Origin of the sequence: Martinezella tropici, assembly GCF_008370325.1 — a bacterium.
Taxonomy (GTDB): domain Bacteria; phylum Pseudomonadota; class Alphaproteobacteria; order Rhizobiales; family Rhizobiaceae; genus Rhizobium; species Rhizobium tropici_B.
This window is the reverse complement of record NZ_VNIP01000001.1, coordinates 327,896-352,832: the sequence shown is the minus strand read 5'-3', so window position 1 is coordinate 352,832 and position 24,937 is coordinate 327,896. Positions and strand designations below refer to the sequence as shown.

Here is a 24,937-nt window from a genome sequence, read left to right as displayed (position 1 = left end):
TCCGCGCCTACCGGACCACGACCTCACCATCTTCCTTGGTAAAGGGGCCGATATCCGGATTCGGCAAGATATCAAGCACGAGTTCGGAAGGGCGGCAGAGGCGCACGCCTTTCTCAGTCACCACGATCGGGCGGTTGATCAGGATCGGGTACTCGATCATCCGATCAAGCAGATGATCGTCGGTGAGATCAAGGTCGCCGAGACCAAGCTCGTCATAGGGCGTTCCCTTTTCCCTCAGAACATCGCGCATAGTTAGACCCATGGCAGAGACGAGCTTCACCAACTCTTCCCGGCTGGGTGGCGTCTTTAAATATTCGATGACGACGGGCTCCTCCCCGGACTGCCGGATCATCGCCAACGTGTTGCGCGACGTGCCGCAAGCGGGATTATGATAGATCGTCACTGTCATCGGCATTCTCCCCTTCGCCGCCAGGCAAACCGGCGTCATCGCGATAATCCACCTGCATGAAGTAGAGCCCGTCCGGCGGGGCGACGGGGCCGCAGGCCTTGCGATCTTTGGCTTCGAGCGCCGCGCGCACGTCGTCGGGCGTCCATTTGCCCTCGCCCGCAAGCTTAAGCGTGCCGGCGAAAGAACGGATCTGGTTGTGCAGGAAGCTTTGCGCCGTGGCGCGGATCTCGATGAGCTCGCCGCTGCGCGTCACGTCCAGCCGGTCGAGCGTGCGCACCGGGCTGTTTGCCTGGCAATGGGCCGAACGGAAGGTGGTGAAATCATGCAGCCCGACCAGGGTCTGTGCCGCCGCATGCATGACCTCGTGATCAATGTCCTTCGGCACCCACCATACGCGGCCGGCTTCCAATGCAAGGGGCGCGCGGCGGGCAATGATGCGATAGAGATAATGGCGGCGGACGGCCGAAAAACGCGCGTCAAAACGCGCGTCGACTTCGACGATATCGAGAATGGCAATCCGCTCTCCGGCAAGCCTCAGATGGGCATTGAGCGCGTTGCGCAGCGTATAGACCTTCCATTCCTTGGAGAGATCGGCATGCATGACCTGACCCATGGCATGCACGCCGGAATCGGTACGCCCTGCGCCGCGGATGGAAACCGTCTCGCCGGTCAAGGACAGGATGGCGCCTTCGATCGCGCCCTGCACGGAGGGGCCGTTCTCCTGGCGCTGCCAGCCGACATAGGGGATGCCGTCATATTCGACGGTCATTTTATAACGCGGCATCAGGCTTGCTCCGACGCAAGCACGGTGCCCGGCGTGATCGGCGTGCCGCGCAGGAAATCGGCTGCCGCCAAGGGCTTGCCGCCGGCCTTCTGCAGCTTCGTCAGTCTGACGGCGCCGGAAGCGCAGGCAATGACGAGATCATCCGTCAGCACCTGGCCGGAGGCTCCTGTGCCCTCGGTCAATTCCGAGCCGAGCACCTTGATGCGCTCGGACCTGCCGGCGATTTCGGCTTCGAACCAGGCGCCGGGAAACGGCGACAGGCCGCGAATGTGATTGTGAACATCGGCCGCCGGCCTGCTGAAATCGATACGGGTTTCGCCCTTGTCGATCTTTGCGGCATAGAGCACGCCTTCGGACGACTGGTTGGTCAGCGGCAATTCGTCATGCTCCAGCTTGTTCATGGCTTCCGCCATTGCCTTCGCGCCGACAAGCATCAGCCTGTCATGCAGCTCGCCGGATGTCATGGTGTCGCCGATCTCGACCTCGCGCGTCAACGCGACCGGGCCGGTATCGAGCCCCTTGTCCATCTTCATCACCATCATGCCGGTCTTGGCGTCGCCGGCCATGATCGCACGCTGGATGGGAGCCGCACCGCGCCAGCGCGGCAGCAGCGAGGCATGGCCGTTGTAACAGCCGAGGCGCGTGCCGGTGAGGATCGCTTCCGGCAGCAGCAGGCCATAGGCCACGACCACGGCGACATCGGCATCCAAATCGCGGAAGCGTTGGCGCTCGTCGGTATCCTTGAAGTTGATCGGTGTGAATACCGGCAGCCCCAGCAATTCGGCCGCCTGATGCACCGGCGATTTCTGCAGGTCCAGCCCGCGCCGGCCGCCGGGGCGCGGCGGCTGCGTATAAACGGCGCGAACCTTATGTCCGACATCGATCAAGGACCCCAATGTCGGCACGGAGAATTCGGGCGTTCCCATGAAAATGATGTTGAGCGACATGCGATCCATCCGCCTAAGATTATCAAGTTTCGAGTGACCCGAGCGGCATCAGCGCTGTCGTAGCCAAAAACTAGCCGCCTTCAAACGGGTTTATGAGCTTGAGATCAAGCCCCTCGAAGTCTTTTGTGTTGCGCGTCGCCAATGTCGCACCATTCGCGAGACAGATGGCGGCTATCATGGCGTCCTGCACGGAAATCTGGTGGCCGGAGCGTTCGCGACGGGCGCGAATGCGGCCCGTTAACAGCGCGCTGTCTTGATCCAGTTGCAAGATGCGCCCCATAAAGTGATGTCCCATAAGAGAGTCAAGGCCCTCGAAAAATCGCTTTGATCGATCCCTCAGCAGCACCTTTTCTGCACCATAGGACAGCTCCATTAGAACGGGAGAGCAGAGATACAGGGTCTCCATCTCCTGCCGCTCAAACCATTCACCGACGTTTGGAGATAAATTCGCCTTGGTGATTTCCGAAACCACATTCGTATCGAGAACAATCATTCAGAGCCACGGCGCTCCGCCTCTCTGCGGCGAGCCTCATCCGTGGCAGACATGAAGTCGCGATGTTCTTCATCGCTCAATGCAAGACCGGCGAAGGCAGAACGCAGCTGGCCGAGCGTCGAGCCGGCCTTTGCAACATTCTCCAATCGCGTAGCATTGAGGCCCTTTCGAACCTGAATCTTGATTTCTTCCGAGAGACTGTGGCCAGCGCGCTTCGCCTCGTCGCTAAGCTCTCGCTTCAAGCTCTCGGACATGTCTCTGACTAATATATCAGCCATTCGCGCCTCCATTTTGATATCAATGATATCATAGACGTTTCAAGCCGATCTTTCAACGGCTGGAGATCACAGAGCCTTCGACTTGGCAGCCTTGGTGAACTTCTTGATCACCATGTCGCGCTTGAGACGGGAAATATAGTCGATGAAGAGCACGCCGTTCAGGTGGTCGATCTCGTGCTGCACGCAGGTCGCCAGAAGGCCTTCGGCTTCCGTGAGCTGCTCCTTGCCGTCGCGGTCGAGATGCTTGACGGTGACGCGTGCGGGGCGCTCCACCTCTGCGTAGTAATCCGGAATGGAAAGGCAGCCTTCCTCATAGACCGAACGCTCATCCGACGACGTGACGATCTCCGGATTGATGAAAACCAGCGGCTTCTTCTCTTCGCCTTCGCGCGCAACGTCGATGACGAGCATGCGGCGGGCAACGCCGATCTGGATCGCCGCAAGGCCGATGCCCGGCGCGTCGTACATGGTTTCCAGCATGTCGTCGGCGAGGCGCTGAGTTTCGGTATCGATGCGCTCAATGGGCTTCGAAGCCTGGCGGAGCAGCGGATCGGGCAAAATGATAAGTGGCTTGATCGTCATGACGTTTCCCATAACGCATCTTGTTGTGCGATGGAATCGTCAAGATGGCCGCGAGGGCGTGTTTTTTCAACGACAGCCATCTGGATCAGCGCGAATGACCCAAAAATTCTGTTCACGTTTTGATCTGGATATTCACGACAATTTTGCTATGGTGCCGATAAGAACTTCACCAACGCGCTAGGTTTCATGTCCTTCATCATCTTCGGCCAAGCCATTTCCACGGTCCAGGTTCTGGCCGGCCTCGTCATCCTGCTTGCGATCGCAGTGATCGTCCTTTTCGTCCGCGGCAGAGCACGCGCGGAGGACGATATGCTCGACGCCGAGCATACGATGGCGGAACTGCTGCGATCGCAGGCGGAGATGCAGGGGCGGCTTGCCACCATGGCAGAGGTATTCGGCTCCAGGCAGGCCGAGCTCAATCAGGCCATCGGCCAACGTCTCGACGGCATGTCGCAACGGGTGACGGCGACGATCGGCGAGCAGACGCGCTCAACGCATGAGAACCTGCGCCGCCTGCAGGAGAGGCTCGCCGTCATCGATGCGGCGCAGACCAATATCCAGACGCTCGCAAAGGACGTCGTCGGCCTGCAGGCCATCCTGTCCAACAAGCAGACACGCGGCGCCTTCGGCCAGGCGCGAATGGAGACCATTATCGCCGATGGACTGCCGATAGGCGCCTACGCATTCCAGCCGACCCTTTCCAACGGCTCGCGGCCGGACTGCACTATTCGCATGCCGAACGGCTCGCCGCCGCTTGTTATCGATGCCAAATTTCCTCTGGAGGCCTGGAACGCCATTCGCGCCGCCTCCAGTCCCGAACATGGCAAGATCGCAGCCCAGCAGTTCCGCAGAGATCTGGAGCTGCATATTCGCGACATTGCCGAGAAATATCTGATGCCCGGCGAGACGCAGGATACGGCCTTTCTCTTCGTGCCGTCCGAATCGATCTTTGCCGAGATCCACGAGAATTTCGAAGCGATCGTGCAGAAAGCTCAGCGCGCGCGCATCGTCATCGTCTCACCTTCGCTGCTGATGTTGTCGATCCAGGTCATCCAGGCGGTGCTGAAGGACCAGCGCATGCGCGAGCAGGCCCATGTCATCCAGAGCGAAGTGGCGCATCTGATGGACGATCTCTCGCGGCTCGACGAACGCGTGCGCAAGCTGCAGGGCCATTTCGCCATGGCGCAGAAGGATGTCGACATGATCGTGACCTCGGCCGACAAGCTGGCACGCCGCGGCGAGCGGATAGAGGCGTTGGAATTCGAGACCGCCAAAGAGCCGATGAAGGCGCGCACGGAGGACAGGCCCAAGCCTGTCGACAACCGCACCAGCCAACTCAAGCTCAGGGTAGTTGACGAGGACTGATCGCTTCGGGCAGTGTCGCGCCCAATCGACGCATGATCCACAAAGACATAAGGCGGCCTTCGGGCGGGATCATGCGAGACCAACACCCAGGGCAGGACATCGCATGATCACTATTTTCGGTTCCATCAACATGGACCTCATCGCCACCACGGATCGCTTGCCGAAGCCGGGCGAAACCGTCGCCGGCAACAGCTTTTCCACCGCCGCCGGCGGCAAAGGTGCCAACCAGGCGCTCGCCGCGCGCCGCGCCGGGGCAACTGTGTGCATGAGCGGGGCAGTCGGCAATGACGGCTTTGCTGAGCCTGCGCTTGCCTTGCTCGATGCGGCCGGCACCGATCTTTCGACCGTCAGACGCGTATCCGAGCCGACCGGCACGGCTCTCATCCTGGTGGGGGGCGACGGCGAGAACATGATCGCCGTTGTTCCCGGCGCCAACGGCACGAATGCAGCCGAGCACGTCATCGCTGCCGTCGCCGCATTGAACTCCGGCGATACGCTGATGCTTCAGCTCGAAATCCCCGTCGCCGCCGTCGAGATGGCGCTGAATACCGCGAAGGCGAAGGGCGTGCGCACCGTGCTCAACCTCGCGCCCCTGATCCCGGAGGCGGCGCGCCTCGGCCGGCTTGCCGATATCGTCATCGCCAACGAGACGGAATTCGAAAGACTGGCTGGACAGGACAATATGTCGGCGGCCGAGCGAGAAGCAGCCCTCGTCCGCCTGCATGGCGAAACCGGCCAGACGCTGATCGTCACGCTCGGCGGCGATGGCGTCATCGCCATCCGCGATGGTGAAGTTTCACGCGCGAAGGGCCTAGTCATCGAGCCGGTCGATACGGTCGGTGCCGGCGACACTTTCTGCGGTTATTTTGCCGCGAGCCTCGATCAGGGCCTGGATTTTAACGCCAGCCTACGCCGCGCCGCCGTCGCCGGTTCGCTGGCCTGCCTGAAGCCGGGCGCGCAACCGTCCATCCCGATTGCGAGCGAAGTCGCCGAAAAGCTTTAAGGGTAAATTTCGTGAACCTTGCGAAGCGCAATTAATTAAATTTTTGCGCTTCCATATCATTCTCCTCTGGCCTGGCGTGTATGGCCTTCCGGCTGCGGCAGGAATTTTAAACGGCGGCCCCATGACGGGGCCATCCTGCGCCGACCTTGCATCTGGATAATGTGTATCCGACGCATCGCTTTTTCGAGGAAATGATGTTCATCTTTCGTATGAAGTCGCTTGCGGCCAAGCTGATCTTGGTCACCGGGCTAGCGATTGCGCTCGTATTGCTGGTTTCCAACTTTTTATTGATTTCCCAGACTCGCGATCGCGTCGAAGCGCTGACGATGGATCAAGCCAATACCGAGGCTAAATCCATCTCCAATGAAATCGCCGCCAATGTCGGCGAAATGGCCAGCGCCGCCCGCTCCATGGCCGCCATCATCGGCCGCGGCCACGAAGGCCACAGCTTCGACCGCAAGGGCATGATCAACATCCTCAAGGCGAATGTCGAACAGAACGCCTTTGCCTTCGGCAGCTGGTTCTGCGAACAGCTCGGCGCACTGGACGGCAAGACGACGGAGCTCGCCAACAACAAGGATGAAGGTGTCAACGACAAGGGCGCCTTCACACCCTATTGGTCCAAGACCAAGGACGGCGGCATCCAGTTCTCCACCTTCGACAACGATTACACGGCCGCCTGGTGGAAGCTTGCCGCCGACAGCGGCAAGGGTGCGATCACCCCGCCCTATCTCGCTCAGGGCACTGACGTTCCCACAACCATGAGCTCGATCGCCTATCCGGTGATGTCCGGCGGCAAGCTGATCGGCATCGCCGGCGTCGACATCTCTCTTGCCTCGCTTTCCACCAAACTGCAGAAACTTCAGCCTTTCGGCACGGGTCGCGTCCTGCTGGTTTCCCAGGATAACAAGTGGCTCGTCGCGCCGACGCCTGACCTGCTGATGAAGGACTATAACGGCTCGGGCGCTGACATCATCAAGGCGGCACTCACCGCCTCCTCCGCAAATGTCCTCAGAAACCTCTCGGAAAACGGCGGCGAAGAATTTGATCGCGTCGTCTACCCCTTCGCCGTTCCAGGCCTCAACGCGACGTGGGTCGTCCTCATCGATGTGCCGCACAGCGCGATCGCAGCGCCGGTGCGTGACCAGACCTACATGATGATCGTCGCCGGTATCCTGGTGCTCGCCGCCGTCATGCTGGCTCTCTATGCCGCCGTGCGCGGCTTCGTGCAGACGCCGCTCGCCGGTCTCGTCGCCAGCGTCAATCGCCTCAGCGCCGGTAACTATGCCGAGCCGGTTGCCGGCCAGGCCCGCGCCGACGAAGTCGGTTCCGTCGCCAAGGCGCTGGAAGGCTTCCGCTTCAAGCTGGCCGATACCAAGCGCCTCGAAGGCGAAGCCAACGATCAGCGCCTGGCTGCCGAGGGCGAGCGCCGCCGTTCGGAAACCGAACGCGGCGAGAGCATCGCGCTGCAGCGCCAGATCGTGAGTATTCTGGGACAAAGCCTGGCCGAACTCTCGAAAGGCAATCTCAATCAACGGATCACGGACGACTTCCCGGGCGAATACGCCCAGCTCAAGCAGGACTTCAATGCCGCGCTAGCAAGCCTCGAAGAAACCGTGCACACCGTCAATGTCAGCGTCGGCAACATTGGCGGCGGCACCGGCGAAATCAGCAACAGCGCCTCGGATCTCGCCCGCCGCACCGAGCAGCAGGCGGCAAGCCTCGAAGAGACGGCGGCAGCCCTCAACCAGCTCACCGCGCAGGTCAATTCGAGCGCCGAAAACGCCCGCGTTGCCGCAAGCAGCGTCAATGCCGCGTCCCAGGATGCCGAGCATTCCGGCGAGATCGTCCAGCGGGCCATTTCCTCCATGCATGGCATCGAGCAGTCGTCGCAGGAAGTTTCGCGCATCATCGGCGTCATCGACGAGATCGCCTTCCAGACCAACCTGCTGGCGCTCAACGCCGGCGTCGAGGCCGCCCGTGCCGGTGAAGCCGGCAAGGGGTTTGCGGTCGTCGCACAGGAAGTCCGAGAGCTCGCTCAGCGCTCGGCCAATGCCGCCAAGGAAATCAAGACCCTGATCAATGCTTCGGCAGGGCAGGTCAAGGAAGGCGTGGATCTGGTCGGCCGCACGGGCGATGCCCTGCACAAGATCGCCCAGCAGGTGATGGAGATCAACGGCTTGATCCGGCAGATCTCCGCCTCTGCGAGCGAGCAGGCCATCGGGCTCAAGGAAATCAACTCCGCCATGAACCAGATGGATCAGGTGACCCAGCAGAACGCGGCGATGGTCGAGGAAACCACGGCTTCCAGCGTGGCGCTCGCCGAGGAAGCCCAGACGCTGAAGGCCCTTGTCGCGCGCTTCCGCACCGCAGGCGCCGCGCAGGACAATGCCAGCGCATTGAGAGCCACCGCCCAGCAGATGCGGGCGCCTGTCTCTCCGCGCAGGGCGGCCGCGCCGACGCGCAAGCCCGTGCCTCAGACCCAGGGCGCCAATGCGCTTGCCCAGGACAGTTGGGAAGAATTCTAAGCCGGCTCAGTTTGATGAGTAAAAAGGCCGCCGGATCGTTCCGGCGGCCTTTTTGTTGGTCCCGATCAGATAGTCCCATTCAGATGCGGGCGAACCGTTCCGTCAAAAGCGCGAAGAATCCGTCCGCATCGACATCGCGCATCACCTTGGCATTGTGCTTGCGGTCAGTGACGTGCCACCAATCGACAACGGTCATACCCACCGTCAGCTCCGACGTTACCTCGATCTCGACATTGCACTCGCGGCCCTTGAAGAGCTCGGGCTTCAGAAGGTAGACGATGACTGTGGGATCATGCAGCGGGCCGCCGTCTGAACCGTATTTCTCGATATCGAAACGCTCGAAGAACTGCAGCATTTCGACCATGGCCTTGGCCGGGGGCGTCCCGACTGCAGCGATGCGCTCGACGCGATCCCGGCGCGTCAGCAGCTTGTGGGTGACATCGAGCGGCATCATGACGATGGGAACGCCCGAACGGAACACGACGTCTGCCGCCTCCGGATCGACATAGATGTTGAACTCGGCCGCCGGCGTGATGTTGCCGCCCTCGAAAAAGCCGCCGCCCATCATCACGAGTTCGCGCACGCGACCAACGATGTCAGGCTCCTTCTGGAACGCCATTGCGATATTGGTCAGCGGGCCGAGCGTGCAGAGGGTCACGGCGCCCTCCGGCTCCTTACGCAGCGTATCGATGATAAAATCGACGGCGTGGCCCGGCTGCAGTTCCATCGTCGGCTCGGAAAGTTCCGGACCGTCAAGGCCGGTCTTGCCATGCACATGTTCGGCCGTGACCAGCTTGCGCTTGAGCGGCGCATCAGCGCCGGCAAACACCTTGACGTCGCGACGATCGCAGAGCTCGCAGACGATGCGGGCATTCCGGCTCGTCAACCGCAGCGGCACGTTGCCGGCGACCGTGGTGATGCCAAGCACGTCGATCTCCTGACGGCTACCGAAGGCGAGGAAGATCGCCGCGGCATCGTCCTGACCGGGGTCGGTATCGATGATGATTTTTCTGAGTTCGGTCATATCTGTGGCTTTCCTCCGGTAAAGATCGACAGGCTTTGTCGCGGGTCCGGTCAGGCTTTGTCAAGCGTTCGAAAGCTGTGTGACGAACGAATCGTCACGGCGGAATTCCATCTCGCAAATGCGAAAGCGCGATGGCTTGCACTCACAAGCGCGTACTCCCATATTAGGGACAACCGGGTGCTGAAGATCAGGTCCGGAACGGTCGCTTGACACCCAAGGACTTTGAGACGATGAGCCGGACGACTCCTTTTGCCAGCCCACTGCTTCTGGGCTTCGATACCATGGAAAAGACGCTGGAGCGGATTTCCAAGGTCAGTGACGGATACCCTCCCTACAATATCGAACGCATGCCTGCGGACCGCCTGTCGAGCGAGCCGGAGCGGCTGCGCATCACGCTGGCCGTCGCAGGCTTTTCGGAAGAGGAACTCGATGTCAGCACCGAGGAGAACCAGCTTCTGATCCGCGGACGCCAGATCGAACAGGGCGAGCGCGACTATCTCTATCGCGGCATTGCCGCCCGGCAATTCCAGCGCGTTTTCGTGCTTGCCGACGGCATGCAGGTGCTCGGCGCCACGCTGAAGAACGGCCTGCTCTCCGTCGACCTCATCCGGCCGGAACCGGACCGCATAGTAAAGAAAATTAACATTTCGGTCTCACAGTAGGACAACGGCCTAGGCCGGAGGATCTTGGGCCGAATCGGCCTGAAATCTGAATCCGGCCTGGAATCAAATAGCTGGAGCTTGATATCGCCTGGAAGCCGCTTGCGGCTTTCCGCATCACGCTTTGGAGCCGTTGGTCCCTCATACTGGAGGTACGAGCATGTTGTTGAAAGAAGCTACCGCCCGCCTGACCCAAACCGAGCTTGCCGATATCGGCACCGGCGAAGTCGCCTACATCAGAAAAATGGACTGGTCCGAAGTATCCCGCTGCTTTCCGGAAGCGCCGAGCATCGACCCTGATGTCGATCTCTGGGCACTTTTCGGAGCCGACGGCACGCCGATCCTTTTGACGGACAATCGCTCCAGCACCTTCTACCGTGCTGCGGAAGACGAATTGAAGACGGTCAGCCTGCACTGACCTGAAGCGTCGCCCAACGGTGAAATTCACCGTTCGCAAGGACCGCATCGAACCGGGCCCCATCCTGCGACGCATGCGCATGATCCAGACCGCCTCAAGCAGCGGTCCATGCAGGATGATGCGGTCATCGAGATCTCAAATTTTTGCCCTGGGAAACGAGCAATCAGACTCTTTTGAAGGTCAGATAGGCGGACGATCGCCCCTCGCGCCGAGCCTTGGCCTCATAGCGCGTGCTGGGCCAGCCCTCGTAGGGCGTCAACCAGTCGGCGGCATTCCGGGCGGTCCACTCAAAGCCGCCATGCGCATGGCAATGCTGCAGAGTCCAGTTGACATAGGTGTCGATGTCGGACGCGAAGCAGAAGAGGGCTCCGGGCTTCAGGACGCGATGAAAGCGGGCAAGGTTCACCTGTGAAACGAAGCGGCGCTTCCAGTGCTTCTTCTTCGGCCAGGGATCGGGATAGAGCAGGTCGATCTGGTCGAGGCAGCCATCCGGCAGCCAATCCAGCACCTGCGTCGCGTCGTCATTGTAGACGCGGATATTGTGCGCGCCGGCTTCGTCGACACGCGCAAGCAGCTTCTGCATCGAATTGACGAAGGGTTCCACGCCGATGAAGCCGGTCTTCGGCTGCTCCAGCGCCCTGTGGATCAGATGCTCGCCACCGCCGAAGCCGATTTCCAGGCGCAGACGCTCGGTCGGCACCTGGAAGAGATCGTTCAGCGGCTGCGGCGCCGGGGCGGAAAGATCAACGATGTACTGCGGCAGCAATGCTTCCAGCTTTTCAGCCTGCTGGCCGCGCAAGGCCTTGCCCTTGCGCCGGCCGAAGAATGCTTCCGTCGCCCGCGACCGGCGCTCGGTCTCGATCATGCGGCTTCCCGGAGCTTTACGGCTTCCTTGAGAGCCTTCACCAGGTCCGTGCGCTCCCAGGAGAAGGAACCGTCACGGCCGGCCTTGCGGCCGAAATGGCCATAGGCGGAGGTCTTGGCATAGATCGGCTTGTTGAGGTCGAGATGACGGCGGATGCCGGTCGGCGAAAGGTCCATGTTCTTGCGGATGGCCGCTTCGACCTGGTCTTCGCTGACGCCCTTGCCAGTGCCATGCAGGTCGACATAGATCGACAGTGGCTGGGCAACGCCGATGGCGTAGGACAGCTGGATCGTGCAGCGATCGGAAAGACCTGCGGCAACGACGTTCTTTGCGAGATAGCGAGCAGCATAGGCTGCGGAGCGGTCGACCTTGGTCGTGTCCTTGCCCGAGAAGGCGCCGCCGCCGTGCGGCGCTGCGCCGCCGTAGGTGTCGACAATGATCTTGCGGCCGGTGAGGCCGGCGTCTCCGTCCGGGCCGCCGATGACGAACTTGCCTGTGGGGTTGATGTACCACTTGCAATCGGAGGCGATCTTCAGATCGCCGAGCGCTTCAACGATATAGGGTTCGACGACGGAGCGAACCTTCTTCGAATCCCAGCTTTCATCGAGATGCTGGGTGGAAAGCACGATCGAGGCCACTTCGGACGGCTTGCCGTCGACGTAGCGGACCGTCACTTGGCTCTTGGCGTCCGGGCCGAGCTTGGCAACGTCGCCATCGCCCTTCTTGCGGGCGGCAGCGAGCAGCTGCAGTATCCTGTGCGAATAGTAGATCGGTGCCGGCATGAGATCCGGAGTCTCGCGGCAGGCATAACCGAACATGATGCCCTGGTCGCCGGCGCCTTCGTCGCCCTGCTGGTCGGCGGCATTGTCAACGCCCTGGGCGATGTCGGCCGACTGCGAATGCAGAAGCACGTCGATGCGCGCCTTCTTCCAGTGGAAGCCGTCCTGCTCGTAGCCGATATCCTTAATGGCACGGCGGGCGGCGGCCTTGAACTTCGAAGGATTGATGACGTCGTTGCCATCCTTGTCCTTCTTCATCAGGCTCGGCGGCAGGCGAACTTCGCCGGCGATGACGACGCGATTGGTGGTGGCGAGTGTCTCGCATGCGATGCGCACGGTCCAGGGGTTCACGCCGGTCTTCGTGGCCTCGCGGTAAACCAGATCGACGATTTCATCGGAGATGCGGTCACAGACTTTATCCGGGTGACCTTCGGCAACAGACTCACTCGTAAACAGATAATTCGCGCGCATGCGGGATTCCCCTCAAAGAACAAATCTCTGCTTTTGATATTCGTCTCCAGCTCGAAAAACAAGTCGCACAAGGACATAAATATATCTTTATATCCCCGCCCAAGTGATAAAATTTTGCCGTAAATGCGGAAAAGGCGGCCAAAATGACCGCCTCTCGACTTTACCGGTTTTGACCCCGCGTCGAAGGGCTACTCGGCGTCCGCCTCGGCTGCGAGCGCCTTGACCAGCTCGACGACCTTGCGCCGGACCTTGCCATCGGAAATTTTCACGAAGGCGCGATTGAGCTGCAATCCTTCGGAAGAAGACAGAAAGTCGACGACGTAGTTGGAGCTGGACGCCTCGGCCATACCGCCGGCGGTGGCCGAATGCTCACCCGGCGCATCCTCGAAGAAGAAGGAAACCGGGACATTGAGGATACTGGAGATATTCTGCAGGCGGCTGGCGCCAACGCGGTTGGTGCCTTTTTCGTATTTCTGAATCTGTTGAAACGTAATTCCCAGGCTTTCGCCGAGCTTCTCCTGGCTCATGCCAAGCATCGTGCGGCGGAGGCGTATGCGGCTACCGACATGAATGTCGATTGGGTTAGGCTTCTTTTTATTTTCAATCATCATAATACCCTAACATAGGTTGAATTCAGGACCTGCCACCCGGTACCCTTCACCACCCCTATAACGCCACGTTGCAGCCGACGCCCCCAAGGCCTCCAGTCTACGTTCGAAAGGCGGACACTAAGCACTATGCAATTTTAGGGTTTTTTGGTCAATTCACCCTGGAAATAAAACCCATGCGTGAAATCAGCGCCATTATGCCGACTACCCCGACAATCAACCAAAAGTATATTTTCCTGGCTTTGTCGTCTATGCGCGACAGGGTTGCGCCACCCAAAGTGGTATCAATGAAGCCTTGTTGATTATAATCAATACCAGAAAGGACACGCCCGTGGGGATCAACAAAAGCTGAAATGCCGGTATTGGCGCTTCGAATCAGCGGCAACCCCTGCTCCACTGCCCTCACCCTTGCCTGGAGGAAATGCTGGTATGGACCGGGCGTGTCACCGAACCAGCCATCATTCGTGACATTGAGGATGGCATCGGCCTGCCGGATCTCCGGCGTCATCTCATTCGGAAAGATGATCTCGTAGCAGATCAGCGGATAGAATTTGAGGCCATCGGGCAAGGTCAGCAATTGCCGCTTGGCCGCCGCGGAAAACCCTCCGGGCAGTTCCACGACATTCTCGATGCCGAGATAGCTGAGGATGTGTTCGAAGGGCACATATTCGCCGAAAGGCACGAGATGGGTCTTGTCGGATGCGCCGATGATCTGGCCGCGGCCATCGATGACGTAGATCGAATTGTAATAGCGAGGCTCGACGCCCGGTCCCATGTCTTCGACGCGGACGGCGCCGGTGATCAGGACCTGATCGTCGTCGAGCTGATCGGCAATGCGGGCAAGGGCATCCCGGTTATCGGTCAGGATGAAGGGCACGGCGGTTTCGGGCCAGACGATGATGTCAGGCCGCTTGCCGCCGTTTGCCGGCGGCTGAACCGAAAGCGCCAGATGCCTGTCGAAGATGGCGGCGCGATCGGCAGCCGTATCCATCTTGGTTTCCTGGTCGATGGAGGGCTGGACGATGCGCACGACCGGCGCGGTCTTGGCATCGGCGAGCGGAGCTTCCGGCTGGCTGAGCGCGTAATAGCCATAGCCGAAATGAGCTGTAACGATGAGGACGGCGAGGCCTACTCCCGGCAGCCGCCCCTGACGCGTGCCGAGCAAGGCCGGTACCGCGAAGACGAAGACGGCAAGCACGGTGACGCCCAGCATGCCGATCACATGCGCCGACTGCATCATCAGCGGAATGGGCATGGCGCCATAACCGATGGCGTTCCAGGGAAAGCCGGTGAAGAGAAAGCTGCGCAGCCATTCCACTATGCCGAAGCTGAAGGCGAGCGCGGCGATGCGCCCCATGCCGTCCGACCAAAGGATGCGGGCAAGCACGGTCGCCACGCCGTAGAAAACCGCAAGAAAGGCAGGAAGGCCAAGGATCGCCAGCGGCAAGGCCCAGGCGAACTCATCGGCATCGATCAGCAGCGCATGGCCGAGCCACCAGAGACCTGCGACGAAATAGCCGAAGCCGAACAGCCAGCCGGTGAAGAAGGCCGGCCACAGCCGTCCGAGCAGGCCGCTGTCCGGGCCTGCGGCAACACCATCCAGCAGCCACACCAGCAGCGCGAAGGAGACGAACATCGCGGCGAAAAAGCCGAAAGGCGGCAGCGCCAGAACGCCGATGGCACCGGCAAGAATCACAAGCAACGCACGTTTGAAACCCCAGACGAGGATCACCCGGCCCGAAAGCCATTCCATGCGCCAGCTCCGTTCAACCGCGAATCAACTGGCCGCAGTCTTTCAAAAATGGAGCGATTTGTCCCGCTCTCGCGCCATTTATTGGCCGGCGGCGTTGCGCTCGGTCGGCGGTTCCTCGGCGATCGCTTCCGGTGCCGGCAAATCGCGCTCGGGCACACCTGCCTCGCCTTCCAGCTTGACGGTCGGCCGGCGGCGAGCGGCATGACGTTTCCGCGTGATGCGAACCCGCTTGATGCGGCGGGGATCGGCATCGAGAATGTGGAATTCAAAGCCCGGAAGCGCCTGTACCACTTCGCCACGCACCGGAATGCGGCCAAGTGCTGAGAAGATCACGCCGCCGAGCGTGTCCACCTCTTCGACCTGCTCGGCGATGTCGAAATCCGAACCGATCGCCGCGGCGATCTCCTCGAGCTCGACGCGGGCATCGGCAACGAAAACGTCCTCGGAGACGCGCTTGAACATCACTTCTTCGTCATCGTGCTCATCGTCGATGTCGCCGACGACCATTTCCACGATGTCCTCATGCGAAGCCAGGCCGTCCGTGCCGCCGTACTCGTCGATGACGAGCGCCATCTGCGTGCGGTTGACCTGCATGCGGCGCAGGAGATCGGAGGCGAGCATCGAGGGCGGTACGAACAGGATCTTGCGGATGATGCCGGCCTCGGCCAGCGTCTTCTGCAGATCGACGCGCGAAAGATCGAAATTCGGCTTGGCCGCGCGCGCCGGCTTTTCGGCCGGAGGCGTACCCGTTACGACGGCTGACGCCTTGGCGCTGCCGCCGCGGCGCTTGTTGCGGGCTTGCTTGGCGACATAGGAGAGGAGGTCGCGGATATGCACCATGCCGCGCGGATCATCCAGCGTGTCGGCATAGACAGGCATGCGCGAGCGGCCGCTTTCCTCGAAGAGGATCATCAGCTCGCCTATGGTGATATTCTGATCCACTGCCTCGATGTCGGCGCGCGGGACCATGACATCCTCGACGCGCACCTCGCGGAAGCGCAGGATGTTGTGCAACATTGCGCGCTCATCGGGCGAAAAGGCATCATCGTCGGCCGCATTGGTCATCAACGCGTCGGCAAGGTCCTCGCGCAACCGCGCCGCGCCTTGCTGCGGGCGAAGGATGCGTGCAGCACGTGCCCAGAATGAAGAATGGGATCGCTTGCCGTTGCTACTACTGCCTACCTCGTCGGAGGAGGCTGCTTCGGCTCCGTCTTTGGCCTCAGGGGCCGATCTTGTCGTAAAGTCGCTCATTGTTCCTGGTCAGACAGGGTTCAGATCAAATGGGGTCTTGTCCCGCATAGGGATCAGATAGGCCAAGCTTCGCCAAAATGCGAGTCTCCAGCCCCTCCATTCTTTCAGCTTCGCTATTATTCATATGGTCGTAGCCGAAGAGATGCAAGAAACCATGCACCATCAAATGCGTCAGATGGTCGTCGAAACTCTTTTCGAGATCGATCGCCTCGCGCTCCACCGTCTCCCTGGCGATGATGATATCGCCCAGCATCGGACCGGGCTTACCGCCGGGCTGCAGCGGGAAGGCCGGGAAGGACAACACATTCGTCGCCTTGTCCTGCGAACGCCATTCCGCATTGATCTCGCGGATCGAGGCGTCGTCAGTAAAGACCAGCGACAATTCGGGCGCCATTTTTGGAAATGGCTGCTTTTCGTGTTTCTTGAGATAATTCGCAGCTTCGCCCATCACGCGCTCGGCAAGCGACTGCAATAGCTCTTCGGAGGGCCATTCGCCCTCCTCCACGCTGATCTGTATATCGAGTTCGGCCATGAGCTTTCGCACCGCAGATCAGATCTGCGGATCGCTTTCCTCTGCCTTTGCGGCATAGGTGGAATCATAGGCCCGGACGATGCGCGCCACCAGCGGATGGCGGACGACGTCCGTATCCTTGAAGCGGACTGTTGTGATGCCCTCGACGCCGTCCAACAGCTGCAGCGCTTCCACCAGACCGGACTTGACGCCGCGCGGCAGGTCGATCTGGCTTGGATCGCCCGTCACGATCATCCGCGAATTCTCGCCGAGACGGGTCAGAAACATTTTCATCTGCATGGATGTCGTGTTCTGCGCCTCGTCGAGGATGACGGCGGCATTGGCGAGCGTGCGACCGCGCATGAAGGCGAGCGGCGCGATTTCGATGACGCCTGCGGTGATGGCACGCTCGACCTTATCGCCCGGCATCATATCGTAGAGCGCGTCGTAAAGCGGACGCAGATAGGGATCGACCTTTTCCTTCATGTCGCCGGGCAGGAAGCCCAAGCGCTCGCCGGCCTCGACGGCCGGGCGCGACAGGATGATCTTTTCTACTGCGCCGCGCTCCAGAAGCTGGGCGGCATGAGCAACCGCGAGGTAGGTCTTGCCGGTACCGGCAGGGCCGACGCCAAGGACGAGCTCGGAACGCTCCAGCGCCCGCATATAGGCATCCTGGGTCGGCGTGCGAGCGATGATCGTCTTCTTGCGCGTCGAAATCTGCGCCATCGTCAACTTGGCTTTTCTCTCCATGGTCGGCAGCGTCAATTGATCGTCGGCGGCAACCGCCATGCGGATTGCCCCTTCCACGTCGGAACGCTCCACATTGCCGCCTTTTTGCAGCTTGTCATAGAGGTAATCGAGCGTGCGGCGCGCCTGATTGGTGGCGAGCACATCACCTGCTATGACGACGGAATTGCCGCGGGCGCGGGCGTCGATGCCGAGCCGCTCCTCGAGCAGCTTCAAATTCTGGTCGAATTGCCCGAAAAGTTCGCTGGCGAACCGATTATTCTCGAACGTCAGGGTGAAGTGATTGGCGTCGCTCGCGGTGCGGGGCTGGCGCGATGAAGAAGAAACCAATTCCTGTCCGTTCAAGCGGTGCGGCTCCTTGTGCCCGTCCGGAACCTAGAGCAATTCAGCAAAAAGGCTGTTGGTGCTGGTTCCGGTGATTCGTACGTTTATAATGTCACCGATTTGCGATGCTTTTGCATCAACATTCACAGATTGCAGCCACGGAGAGCGTCCAATCAACTGGCCCGGCATCCGGCCCGGCTTTTCCAGAAGGATATCCACTGTTTTGCCCACGCAAGCCTCGGCAAAAGCATGCTGCTGCTTCAGCAACAATGCCTGCAAACGCTCCAGTCGTTCGGTTTTGACCTCTTCGGGCACCTGGTCCTTCAACTCCGCACCGGGCGTACCCGGCCGCGTGGAATATTTGAACGAGAAGGCCTGTGCATAATTCACCTCCTCGATCAGTCTCAATGTATCCTCAAAATCCTGGTCTGTCTCCCCCGGGAAGCCGACGATGAAATCGCCTGACAGGGCGATATCGGGGCGTGCGGCGCGGATCTTCTTGATGAGCGCGAGGTATTCTACGGCCGTATGCCGCCGGTTCATGGCTTTCAGGATGCGATCCGAGCCGGCCTGAACGGGCAGATGCAGGTAGGGCATCAGCGTGCGCAGGTCGCGATGCGCGCCAATCAGGCGATCGTCCATGTCGCGCGGGTGGCTGGTGGTATAACGAAGTCGTGCGAGGCCGGGAATCTCCGACAGCCGATAGAGGAGATCGCCGAGGCTCCAGGCTTCGCCGTTCGGGCCAGCGCCATGCCAGGCATTGACGTTCTGGCCGAGCAGCGTGATCTCGCGCACGCCGCCATCGACCAGCTTCTCGGCTTCCTCGACGATCTGCGAGACCGGGCGGGAGACCTCGGAGCCGCGGGTATAAGGCACGACACAGAAGGTGCAGAACTTGTCGCATCCTTCCTGCACCGTCAGGAAGGCGGTGACGCCGCGGGCGCGGATCTTCGTCTTTTCAGCGATCGGCAGATGCTCGAACTTGTCCTCGATCGCATATTCGGTGTCGACGACGCGCTGGCCTTCCTTGGCGCGGCGAAGCGCGTCGGGCAGGCGATGATAGGTCTGCGGACCGATGACGACATCCACGGCAGGCGCGCGGCGCAGGATTTCCTCGCCCTCGGCTTGTGCAACGCAACCGGTGACGCCAATCATCATCTCGCGGCCGTCGGCTGCCTTGCGCTTCTTCATCTCGCGCAGGCGGCCGAGCGCGGAATAGACCTTTTCGGCCGCCTTCTCGCGGATATGACAGGTGTTCAGCAGGACAAGATCGGCCTCTTCCATGTCCTCGGTCGGCTCATAGCCGTCGCGGGAAAGCGCATCGCTCATCCGCGTGGAATCATAGACATTCATCTGGCAGCCGTAGGTCTTGATGAAGACCTTGCGGCTGTTGGAGCCGTCGCGGGAACCGAGCTGCAAAGCGTCGGCCATCGGGGCGTCGAGGGTCAGGCTGTCCTTGGTCATGGCCGCTATGTAGTGGCTTTTGCTTTCGGAGAAAATGGAAAAGTTGGAATCACCTGGAAATCAGGCGATCTCGCGGCCCAGCAGCCGGCTGGCGAGCATCGCTCGGATGCGCCGCGCAATGGTGGCGCTGACTTCCTTGCGGTTGGTGCCGGCGCGATAATCGACCGCTTGGCCGAAGCAGACATCGACATCGATGGCGCCGCACTGGACGATGCCCTTCAGGTGCGGCACGAGCTCGATATCGCCGGGCCATGCCGTCAGCGGGCGGTAATAGCGGCCCATGGCCGTGCCATGGACGCGGGTATAGGCGACCGCGACCGGCTGGACATGCACGACGGCATCCGGCGCCTTCGGCAGCGCCGCGGCGGCGGCGCCGAACAGCGAGGACTTGACCTCGAGTAACCGATTGCCGTCCGATGTGGTTCCCTCCGGAAACAGCACCATGATTTCGCCATCGGCCATACGGTCGGCGATCTCGTTCACCTGCTCGCCGGTCTTGCGCTTCTGCTCGCGCTCGACGAACACGCTCTTCTGCCACTGCGCGAACAGGCCGAAAATCGGCCAATCCCGCACTTCCGACTTGGCGATGAAGGCAACGTCGGCCACCGCCGAGAGGACGAGGATATCGAGCCAGGACGAATGGTTGGACGCCAGCATCAACGGCCGGCTCGTCTCCATCTTGCCGACCACATGGATGCGCACGCCAAGCCAGTAGCAGACGATGCGATGCCAATAGCGCGGCAGATAGCGCCTGAGCTTCCAATCGAAGCGCAGGCAGAGGATCTGCAGCGGCAGCATCACGGCGCTGACGACGCCAATGACCACGGCCGCACAGCCGATGCGCAGCCAGGTCACCAAATCATTCGCTCCTGCATGAAAGCCTTCACGTCAACCTTCGTCCTTCTTCAGCGGGATGCCGTAAAGCTCCAGCCGGTGGTCGACGAGTTTAAAGCCGTGTTCGCGGGCAATACGCTCCTGCAGCGCCTCGATCTCCGGTGAGTGGAATTCGATCACCTTGCCGCTCTTCAGGTCGATCAGATGGTCATGATGCTCTTCCGGCACGGTCTCGTAACGGGACCGCCCATCGCGAAAATCATGGCGGGCAAGAAGGCCGGCATCTTCGAACAGCTTGACGGTGCGATAGACCGTGGAAATCGAGATTTTCGCATCCACCTCGACCGACCGCCGGTAGAGCTCTTCGACATCGGGGTGATCCCCGGAACTCTCGATGATGCGCGCAATGATCCGGCGCTGCTCTGTCATGCGCATGCCGCGCTCGGCGCAAAGCTCCTCCAGGGATTTTACGGCGTCTTCCATCAATCTCTGTCTTCGGTCGATTTGGACTGTGGCAAGGGACCAGAGCGCCGATGCCGCTCTATCTATTTGTTTTGCTGCATTTGTGCGGCGCCAGGTGATGCCACCTGGCTGCAAAATGCTCTAGCGAAGAACGCGGCGCATGACAAGCGCCGTCGATTTCTGGCCGTTTTCGCCGACATAGTAGGCCTTACGCTCACCGACGGTCTCGAAACCGAGCTTGCGATAGAGGCCGAGCGCCGCCTGATTGCCGCCGTCGACCTCCAGGAACATGGTTTCGCCGCCGCGACTGCGGGCTTCACGAAGGGCGGCCTGCATCAGCCTCCAGCCGAGGCCGGAGCGTCCGAGCTTGGCGTTGACGGCGATCGTCAGGATTTCGCCCTCGCCCGCCACATGCCGCGCCAGCACGAAGCCGGGAAGCGCCTTTTTCAGGATGGCGTTGGTCTGGCGGGCGACGAAACCGAAGGTCGTTTCCTGCCCGAGGAGGCTCTGAAATTCACTCTCGTCCCAGACCCGCGGGAACCGTTCGCCATGCAGGAGCGCCACCTCGGCGCAATCCTTCAGCTCCATCGGGACGATTTCGTATTCGGCTTTCAAGGTCAGGTAGGATTCGAGCATATCTATTGCCTGGCAACTGCGTATCCGGCCTGCGGTCTGGCATCGGGTCCGCGAAGATAAAGCGGCTTCGGCTTTTCGCCGGCAGGCTTGCCAGCGCCCAGCCGGGCGACGACGGCAATCGGAAATGCGTCTGGCCGCTCCGCCGGCGGCGCATCGCTCAACCGGGCGACAGCCGTGCCGGTGACAATGCCGTCGAAGGCGCTGGCAATCGCCCGCGCTTCGTCGATCGTCACGGCCCGGGCCTCGTCCAGCGGGTTGCTATCGGCATCGAAGCTCTGGAGATAGATCTCCTCGCGCTTGGCGTCGATGGCAGCCAGAACCGACTTGCCCGGATTCTGTGCTCCGGCAGTCGCCGCCATGACCTCGAGGGTCGTGACGCCGACGGCTGGAACATCGAGGGAGAGTGCAAAACCGCGAGCGGCTGCGACGCCGATGCGGATGCCGGTGAAGGAACCGGGGCCGACCGTTACAACGATACGCTCGATCGCCGAAAGCGCCGTGCCGGCTTTCGCCAGCGCCTGGTCGACAACGTGCATCAGATGCTCGGCATGCCCCCGTCCGATCGTTTCCGTGACCTCCCCCATCACAGAATCACTGCCGCTATCATACACAGCGGCAGCGCAATCCACACCTGCCGTGTCGAGCGCCAGTACGATCATGTCAATTTTTCCGCTAGGCCGGGATTAGACGGCTTCGACTTCCTGCACTTCCGGGACGAAATGGCGCAGCAGGTTCTGCACGCCATGCTTCAGCGTTGCCGTGGAAGACGGGCAGCCGGCGCAGGACCCCTTCATGTTCAAGTAGACCTTGCCGTCGCGGAAACCGCGGAAGGTAATGTCGCCGCCATCCTGGGCAACGGCCGGGCGCACGCGCGTATCCAGCAGTTCCTTGATGGTCAGCACGATCGCCTCATCGCCCTCATCGAAGAATTCGCCGCCGGCATCCTGTACTTCCGAAGACACCGAGGAAGAGCCCATAACCGGCTTGCCGGACATGAAATGCTCCATGATCGAACCGAGGATGGCCGGCTTCAGATGCTGCCATTCCTGACTTTCCTTGGAAACAGAGATGAAGTCGTAGCCGAAATAAACGCCGGTTACGCCCGGGATCTCGAAGAGGCGGGCGGCAAGCGGCGAAGCCTCGGCCTCCTCGGCACTGCGGAATTCGGCCGTGCCACTTTCCATCACCACCTTGCCCGGCAGGAACTTGAGGGTCGCGGGGTTCGGCGTCGCTTCGGTCTGAATGAACATCTTGATCTCCATGCGGCGGGCGAAAGCCTCTGTCCCGACTTTAGAATATTTCAAAAGAAAATAGGCTCTTTGGCCATTCTATTCAAGAGAATGTTTCTCAAGAAATGCCCTGCGTCTGTCAGCTGAGAGCGTCAATTTCCTCGTTGCTCAGCGTATCCGGAAGCACCGTCACCGGGATTGGAAAGGCGGCCGCGCGACCGGCAATAGACGAGACGAGCGGGCCTGGGCCTTCCTTGGCCGAACCGGCGGCAAGCACGAGAAGCGCGATGTCCCGGTCATCCTCGATCACCGCATTGATCTGCTCGACGGCCGATCCCTCGCGAATGACGATCTCCGAGTCGATGCCGATATTTTCGCGGACGGCCTGCGCTGCCTTTGCAGTCGCCGACTCGGCCTCCTCGCGCGCTTCCGCCCGCATGATCTCCTCGACACCAAGCCATTGCTGGAAGTCGCCTTCAGGGATCACATAGAGCAAGACGAGGCCGCCATTGGAATTCTTGGCGCGCCGGCCGGCATAATGGACGGCGCGCTGGCATTCGGGCGTGCCATCGATGACCGCCATGAACTTACGGCGATGACCTTCGAGCCGTGAGAGACGTTTTGAAACCATGCGGCGACTCTGACACCTGAAGGCGGCGTTTTGCAAGCCCCGTTTCCGAGCATGATGCCGAAAAGCGTATACGGTTTTCGGACGACATCATGCTCTACTTAATTTGATTTTAGAGCTCGACGATCTGAGGCTGATCCGGCCTCAGATCGTCGAGCTCTAAGTGGGAGTCCTCTATTACGACATGATCAATAGAGAAAACCGATAATGTCGCGAACCTGCTTCATGGTCACGTCGGCGCGGGCGCGGGCGCGGGCACTGCCATCGCGGAGCACCGCGTCGATATGGCCGGGATCGGCCATCAAACGGCGCATTTCCATCGTGATCGGCGAAAGCACATGCACGGCAAGATCGACCAGCGCCGGCTTGAAGACGGAGAATTGCTGGCCGCCGAACTCGGACAGAACATCCGCTTTCGACTTGTCGGCAAGGGCCGCATAGATGCCGACCAGATTGTCGGCCTCGGGGCGGCCGGCGAGACCGGCGATTTCGCTCGGCAAGCCATCCGGATCGGTCTTGGCCTTGCGGATCTTCTTCGAGATGTTCTCCTCGTCGTCGAGCAGGTTGATGCGCGATAGATCCGAAGCGTCGGATTTCGACATCTTCTTCGTGCCGTCGCGCAGCGACATGACGCGCGGCGCCGGGCCATCGATCAGCGGCTCGACCATCGGGAAATAGGCATGCACCGGCTCGTCGCCGACCGTGATATCGATGCCGTAGCCGGTGCGGCGGATATGCTCCATGTAGTCCAGATTGAACTTCATGGCGATGTCGCGGGTCAGCTCCAGATGCTGCTTCTGGTCGTCTCCAACAGGAACATGCGTGGCGCGATAGAGCAGAATGTCGGCGGCCATCAGGCTCGGATAGGCGTAAAGACCGAGCGAGGCCTGCTCCCGGTCCTTGCCGGCCTTGTCCTTAAACTGCGTCATGCGGTTCATCCAGCCGATGCGCGCGACGCAGTTGAATATCCAGGCAAGTTCGGCATGGCCGGGCACGGCCGACTGATTGAAGACGATATGCTTTTCCGGGTCGATGCCGGCGGCAAGGAAGGCCGCGGTGATCGAGCGTGTCTGATTCGGCATGTCATCATGCACGAGTTGGGCCGTCAGCGCGTGCATGTCGACGACGCAATAGATGCAGTCGTTGTTTTCCTGCAGGGCCACGAACTTGCGAATCGCGCCGAGATAATTGCCGAGATGGAGATTGCCTGTGGGCTGAACGCCGGAGAATACGAGCGGCTTGAATTCGGTCATGTCGTCCTCGAAAGGCTTGTGGAGGGCCCGGGTGAGCGGCGCTCGACCCTTGGTTCGAGCGGCTTATGCACGCGGCATCGACGGGGATCAAGAGGCTACGTGACAGAGTCTCACGAAGAATGCTGGATGAGGTCCCAGGTGTTGCCATAGGGATCAGCAAAGACCGCCACGGTGCCATAGACTTCATGGCGCGGCTCCTCCAGAAAGTGCACTCCTTTTGCCATCATCGCAGCATGGTCGCGGGCGAAATCGTCGGTCTTGAGGAAGAAGCCGACGCGGCCGCCGGTCTGGTTGCCGATCGCGGCGCGTTGGCTGTCGTTTGCAGCCTGGGCCAGCAGGAGCGCGGCGCCCTCCGTGCCTTTCGGCTTGACGACGACCCAGCGCTTGCCCTCCGGCTGTACTTCGTCAGCCAAGCAATCGAAGCCGAGGGCATCGCAATAAAAGGCCTTGGCTCGGTCGTAGTCATCGACAACCAGGGCGACGAGGAAGAGGGATTGGGACATGAGAGGGCTCCAGGATCAACTTGATTGCGAGTTTGTGGAGAGTGCACACCCTCCTCTGTCACTTCGTGACATCTCCCCCACAAGGGGGAGATCGGTAACGCGTGGCAGCCTCTCGCACCAAACAAACAT

The 24,937-nt window shown here is 60.8% G+C and carries 28 protein-coding genes; 5 read left to right on the top strand and 23 right to left on the bottom strand.

Features of this window, described 5'->3' with window-relative positions:
• Positions 1-7: 7 nt before the first annotated feature.
• From arsC to def, 6 genes are all read right to left on the bottom strand, one after another.
• On the bottom strand, positions 8-409 hold the full coding sequence (arsC, locus tag FP026_RS01755) for an arsenate reductase (glutaredoxin) (RefSeq protein ID WP_149632914.1): 402 nt from the start codon (positions 407-409) through the stop codon (positions 8-10).
• Complete coding sequence (gene truA / locus FP026_RS01750; protein WP_149632913.1) at positions 387-1,193, bottom strand: tRNA pseudouridine(38-40) synthase TruA; 807 nt, start codon at positions 1,191-1,193, stop codon at positions 387-389. Before truA ends, arsC begins: the two co-directional genes overlap by 23 nt.
• Positions 1,193-2,140: a methionyl-tRNA formyltransferase gene (gene fmt, locus FP026_RS01745; RefSeq protein ID WP_149632912.1), complete on the bottom strand. Its 948-nt coding sequence runs from the start codon at positions 2,138-2,140 to the stop codon at positions 1,193-1,195. Before fmt ends, truA begins: the two co-directional genes overlap by 1 nt.
• 70 nt (positions 2,141-2,210) lie before the next feature.
• On the bottom strand, positions 2,211-2,633 hold the full coding sequence (locus FP026_RS01740) for a type II toxin-antitoxin system VapC family toxin (RefSeq protein ID WP_149632911.1): 423 nt from the start codon (positions 2,631-2,633) through the stop codon (positions 2,211-2,213).
• Positions 2,630-2,911, bottom strand: a complete 282-nt coding sequence (locus tag FP026_RS01735) for a plasmid stabilization protein (RefSeq protein WP_141694455.1) — start codon at positions 2,909-2,911, stop codon at positions 2,630-2,632. The genes FP026_RS01740 and FP026_RS01735 overlap by 4 nt, the downstream gene beginning before the upstream one ends.
• Positions 2,912-2,977: 66 nt before the next feature.
• A complete protein-coding gene (def, locus tag FP026_RS01730; protein ID WP_149632910.1) occupies positions 2,978-3,493 on the bottom strand; it encodes a peptide deformylase in 516 nt (171 codons plus the stop codon).
• A 186-nt stretch (positions 3,494-3,679) separates the two neighbouring features.
• On the opposite strand from def, the gene FP026_RS01725 reads away from it, so the two are divergent.
• The 3 genes from FP026_RS01725 to FP026_RS01715 all read left to right on the top strand — a co-directional run bounded on the left by FP026_RS01725 (position 3,680) and on the right by FP026_RS01715 (position 8,389).
• The gene (locus FP026_RS01725; protein WP_149632909.1) at positions 3,680-4,858 is read left to right on the top strand and encodes a DNA recombination protein RmuC; all 1,179 of its coding nucleotides are present in this window, start codon (positions 3,680-3,682) and stop codon (positions 4,856-4,858) included.
• Between the two features lie 103 nt (positions 4,859-4,961).
• Positions 4,962-5,861: a ribokinase gene (locus FP026_RS01720; RefSeq protein ID WP_149632908.1), complete on the top strand. Its 900-nt coding sequence runs from the start codon at positions 4,962-4,964 to the stop codon at positions 5,859-5,861.
• 194 nt (positions 5,862-6,055) lie between these two features.
• Positions 6,056-8,389, top strand: coding sequence for a methyl-accepting chemotaxis protein (locus FP026_RS01715; protein WP_149632907.1), 2,334 nt, complete (start codon positions 6,056-6,058; stop codon positions 8,387-8,389).
• Positions 8,390-8,468: 79 nt separating this feature from the next.
• On the opposite strand, the gene FP026_RS01710 is transcribed toward FP026_RS01715, so the two are convergent.
• Complete coding sequence (locus FP026_RS01710) at positions 8,469-9,413, bottom strand: nucleoside hydrolase (protein WP_149632906.1); 945 nt, start codon at positions 9,411-9,413, stop codon at positions 8,469-8,471.
• 230 nt (positions 9,414-9,643) lie between these two features.
• On the opposite strand from FP026_RS01710, the gene FP026_RS01705 reads away from it, so the two are divergent.
• Positions 9,644-10,075, top strand: a complete 432-nt coding sequence (locus FP026_RS01705; RefSeq protein ID WP_149632905.1) for an Hsp20 family protein — start codon at positions 9,644-9,646, stop codon at positions 10,073-10,075.
• 157 nt (positions 10,076-10,232) lie between these two features.
• The gene (locus FP026_RS01700; protein WP_149632904.1) at positions 10,233-10,490 is read left to right on the top strand and encodes a DUF1150 family protein; all 258 of its coding nucleotides are present in this window, start codon (positions 10,233-10,235) and stop codon (positions 10,488-10,490) included.
• 163 nt (positions 10,491-10,653) lie between these two features.
• Here the strand turns inward: FP026_RS01700 and trmB are convergent, their stop codons facing one another.
• From trmB to FP026_RS01620, 16 genes are all read right to left on the bottom strand, one after another.
• A complete protein-coding gene (gene trmB / locus FP026_RS01695) occupies positions 10,654-11,355 on the bottom strand; it encodes a tRNA (guanine(46)-N(7))-methyltransferase TrmB (protein ID WP_149632903.1) in 702 nt (233 codons plus the stop codon).
• Complete coding sequence (gene metK / locus FP026_RS01690) at positions 11,352-12,605, bottom strand: methionine adenosyltransferase (RefSeq protein ID WP_149632902.1); 1,254 nt, start codon at positions 12,603-12,605, stop codon at positions 11,352-11,354. The genes trmB and metK overlap by 4 nt, the downstream gene beginning before the upstream one ends.
• A 188-nt stretch (positions 12,606-12,793) precedes the next feature.
• Positions 12,794-13,213: a helix-turn-helix domain-containing protein gene (locus tag FP026_RS01685; RefSeq protein ID WP_112343842.1), complete on the bottom strand. Its 420-nt coding sequence runs from the start codon at positions 13,211-13,213 to the stop codon at positions 12,794-12,796.
• 151 nt (positions 13,214-13,364) lie between these two features.
• The gene (gene lnt / locus FP026_RS01680) at positions 13,365-14,966 is read right to left on the bottom strand and encodes an apolipoprotein N-acyltransferase (RefSeq protein ID WP_149632901.1); all 1,602 of its coding nucleotides are present in this window, start codon (positions 14,964-14,966) and stop codon (positions 13,365-13,367) included.
• 78 nt (positions 14,967-15,044) lie between these two features.
• Positions 15,045-16,217: a hemolysin family protein gene (locus FP026_RS01675; RefSeq protein ID WP_149632900.1), complete on the bottom strand. Its 1,173-nt coding sequence runs from the start codon at positions 16,215-16,217 to the stop codon at positions 15,045-15,047.
• 25 nt (positions 16,218-16,242) lie between these two features.
• The gene (gene ybeY / locus FP026_RS01670) at positions 16,243-16,749 is read right to left on the bottom strand and encodes an rRNA maturation RNase YbeY (RefSeq protein ID WP_149632899.1); all 507 of its coding nucleotides are present in this window, start codon (positions 16,747-16,749) and stop codon (positions 16,243-16,245) included.
• 18 nt (positions 16,750-16,767) lie between these two features.
• Positions 16,768-17,820: a PhoH family protein gene (locus FP026_RS01665; RefSeq protein WP_149632898.1), complete on the bottom strand. Its 1,053-nt coding sequence runs from the start codon at positions 17,818-17,820 to the stop codon at positions 16,768-16,770.
• A 30-nt stretch (positions 17,821-17,850) separates the two neighbouring features.
• A complete protein-coding gene (gene miaB / locus FP026_RS01660) occupies positions 17,851-19,263 on the bottom strand; it encodes a tRNA (N6-isopentenyl adenosine(37)-C2)-methylthiotransferase MiaB (RefSeq protein WP_149632897.1) in 1,413 nt (470 codons plus the stop codon).
• A gap of 60 nt (positions 19,264-19,323) precedes the next feature.
• On the bottom strand, positions 19,324-20,121 hold the full coding sequence (locus FP026_RS01655; protein ID WP_149632896.1) for a lysophospholipid acyltransferase family protein: 798 nt from the start codon (positions 20,119-20,121) through the stop codon (positions 19,324-19,326).
• A 30-nt stretch (positions 20,122-20,151) separates the two neighbouring features.
• The gene (locus tag FP026_RS01650) at positions 20,152-20,580 is read right to left on the bottom strand and encodes a Fur family transcriptional regulator (RefSeq protein ID WP_112343661.1); all 429 of its coding nucleotides are present in this window, start codon (positions 20,578-20,580) and stop codon (positions 20,152-20,154) included.
• Between the two features lie 120 nt (positions 20,581-20,700).
• Entirely contained in the window at positions 20,701-21,195 is a 495-nt protein-coding gene (locus FP026_RS01645) for a GNAT family N-acetyltransferase (RefSeq protein WP_149632895.1), read from the bottom strand.
• 2 nt (positions 21,196-21,197) lie between these two features.
• Entirely contained in the window at positions 21,198-21,854 is a 657-nt protein-coding gene (gene tsaB / locus FP026_RS01640; RefSeq protein ID WP_149632894.1) for a tRNA (adenosine(37)-N6)-threonylcarbamoyltransferase complex dimerization subunit type 1 TsaB, read from the bottom strand.
• A gap of 24 nt (positions 21,855-21,878) precedes the next feature.
• Positions 21,879-22,445 carry a NifU family protein gene (locus tag FP026_RS01635; protein ID WP_120666417.1) on the bottom strand — a complete coding sequence of 189 codons (567 nt, stop codon included), beginning with the start codon at positions 22,443-22,445 and terminating at the stop codon, positions 21,879-21,881.
• Between the two features lie 118 nt (positions 22,446-22,563).
• A complete protein-coding gene (locus FP026_RS01630) occupies positions 22,564-23,055 on the bottom strand; it encodes a universal stress protein (protein ID WP_149632893.1) in 492 nt (163 codons plus the stop codon).
• Between the two features lie 185 nt (positions 23,056-23,240).
• Positions 23,241-24,305: a tryptophan--tRNA ligase gene (gene trpS / locus FP026_RS01625; protein ID WP_149632892.1), complete on the bottom strand. Its 1,065-nt coding sequence runs from the start codon at positions 24,303-24,305 to the stop codon at positions 23,241-23,243.
• Positions 24,306-24,415: 110 nt separating this feature from the next.
• Complete coding sequence (locus FP026_RS01620) at positions 24,416-24,808, bottom strand: VOC family protein (RefSeq protein WP_149632891.1); 393 nt, start codon at positions 24,806-24,808, stop codon at positions 24,416-24,418.
• Positions 24,809-24,937: the final 129 nt, after the last annotated feature.

What these genes read in the sequence shown, in the direction of transcription:
- FP026_RS01630 (WP_149632893.1), bottom strand. Translation starts at nt 23,055, where the DNA reads ATGGTTTCAAAACGTCTCTCACGGCTCGAAGGTCATCGCCGTAAGTTC.
- FP026_RS01700 (WP_149632904.1), top strand. Translation starts at nt 10,233, where the DNA reads ATGTTGTTGAAAGAAGCTACCGCCCGCCTGACCCAAACCGAGCTTGCC.
- ybeY (WP_149632899.1), bottom strand. Translation starts at nt 16,749, where the DNA reads ATGGCCGAACTCGATATACAGATCAGCGTGGAGGAGGGCGAATGGCCC.
- FP026_RS01705 (WP_149632905.1), top strand. Translation starts at nt 9,644, where the DNA reads ATGAGCCGGACGACTCCTTTTGCCAGCCCACTGCTTCTGGGCTTCGAT.
- FP026_RS01685 (WP_112343842.1), bottom strand. Translation starts at nt 13,213, where the DNA reads ATGATTGAAAATAAAAAGAAGCCTAACCCAATCGACATTCATGTCGGT.
- metK (WP_149632902.1), bottom strand. Translation starts at nt 12,605, where the DNA reads ATGCGCGCGAATTATCTGTTTACGAGTGAGTCTGTTGCCGAAGGTCAC.
- arsC (WP_149632914.1), bottom strand. Translation starts at nt 409, where the DNA reads ATGACAGTGACGATCTATCATAATCCCGCTTGCGGCACGTCGCGCAAC.
- FP026_RS01620 (WP_149632891.1), bottom strand. Translation starts at nt 24,808, where the DNA reads ATGTCCCAATCCCTCTTCCTCGTCGCCCTGGTTGTCGATGACTACGAC.
- lnt (WP_149632901.1), bottom strand. Translation starts at nt 14,966, where the DNA reads ATGGAATGGCTTTCGGGCCGGGTGATCCTCGTCTGGGGTTTCAAACGT.
- FP026_RS01740 (WP_149632911.1), bottom strand. Translation starts at nt 2,633, where the DNA reads ATGATTGTTCTCGATACGAATGTGGTTTCGGAAATCACCAAGGCGAAT.
- def (WP_149632910.1), bottom strand. Translation starts at nt 3,493, where the DNA reads ATGACGATCAAGCCACTTATCATTTTGCCCGATCCGCTGCTCCGCCAG.
- trmB (WP_149632903.1), bottom strand. Translation starts at nt 11,355, where the DNA reads ATGATCGAGACCGAGCGCCGGTCGCGGGCGACGGAAGCATTCTTCGGC.
- tsaB (WP_149632894.1), bottom strand. Translation starts at nt 21,854, where the DNA reads ATGATCGTACTGGCGCTCGACACGGCAGGTGTGGATTGCGCTGCCGCT.
- fmt (WP_149632912.1), bottom strand. Translation starts at nt 2,140, where the DNA reads ATGTCGCTCAACATCATTTTCATGGGAACGCCCGAATTCTCCGTGCCG.
- FP026_RS01720 (WP_149632908.1), top strand. Translation starts at nt 4,962, where the DNA reads ATGATCACTATTTTCGGTTCCATCAACATGGACCTCATCGCCACCACG.
- FP026_RS01725 (WP_149632909.1), top strand. Translation starts at nt 3,680, where the DNA reads ATGTCCTTCATCATCTTCGGCCAAGCCATTTCCACGGTCCAGGTTCTG.
- FP026_RS01645 (WP_149632895.1), bottom strand. Translation starts at nt 21,195, where the DNA reads ATGCTCGAATCCTACCTGACCTTGAAAGCCGAATACGAAATCGTCCCG.
- FP026_RS01735 (WP_141694455.1), bottom strand. Translation starts at nt 2,911, where the DNA reads ATGGCTGATATATTAGTCAGAGACATGTCCGAGAGCTTGAAGCGAGAG.
- FP026_RS01715 (WP_149632907.1), top strand. Translation starts at nt 6,056, where the DNA reads ATGTTCATCTTTCGTATGAAGTCGCTTGCGGCCAAGCTGATCTTGGTC.
- FP026_RS01710 (WP_149632906.1), bottom strand. Translation starts at nt 9,413, where the DNA reads ATGACCGAACTCAGAAAAATCATCATCGATACCGACCCCGGTCAGGAC.
- miaB (WP_149632897.1), bottom strand. Translation starts at nt 19,263, where the DNA reads ATGACCAAGGACAGCCTGACCCTCGACGCCCCGATGGCCGACGCTTTG.
- truA (WP_149632913.1), bottom strand. Translation starts at nt 1,193, where the DNA reads ATGCCGCGTTATAAAATGACCGTCGAATATGACGGCATCCCCTATGTC.
- FP026_RS01675 (WP_149632900.1), bottom strand. Translation starts at nt 16,217, where the DNA reads ATGAGCGACTTTACGACAAGATCGGCCCCTGAGGCCAAAGACGGAGCC.
- FP026_RS01650 (WP_112343661.1), bottom strand. Translation starts at nt 20,580, where the DNA reads ATGGAAGACGCCGTAAAATCCCTGGAGGAGCTTTGCGCCGAGCGCGGC.
- trpS (WP_149632892.1), bottom strand. Translation starts at nt 24,305, where the DNA reads ATGACCGAATTCAAGCCGCTCGTATTCTCCGGCGTTCAGCCCACAGGC.
- FP026_RS01635 (WP_120666417.1), bottom strand. Translation starts at nt 22,445, where the DNA reads ATGTTCATTCAGACCGAAGCGACGCCGAACCCCGCGACCCTCAAGTTC.